Below are 231 nucleotides of genomic sequence, written 5' to 3'. Positions count from 1 at the left end.
AGAGCAACTTTCGGTTCTCAATTAAACCGTTTAGACCATAACTTAAACAACGTAACTAGCCAAGCTACTAACATGGCTTCTGCTGCTTCTCAAATCGAAGACGCTGACATGGCGAAAGAAATGTCTGAAATGACTAAGTTCAAAATCTTGAACGAAGCTGGTATCAGCATGCTTTCTCAAGCTAACCAAACTCCTCAAATGGTTTCTAAATTATTACAATAAGCCATTTGA

At 38.1% G+C, this 231-nt stretch carries 1 protein-coding gene; it reads left to right on the top strand.

Annotated elements, in window-relative coordinates:
• A partial coding sequence (locus tag ACSG5Z_RS32840) for a flagellin (RefSeq protein ID WP_262720603.1) occupies positions 1–222 on the top strand: 222 nt, incomplete at its 5' end.
• Positions 223–231: the final 9 nt, after the last annotated feature.

This window comes from Bacillus pretiosus (assembly GCF_051294775.1).
Classification (GTDB): Bacteria; Bacillota; Bacilli; order Bacillales; family Bacillaceae_G; genus Bacillus_A; species Bacillus_A wiedmannii.
This window is presented reverse-complemented; position numbering and strand designations above follow the sequence as displayed.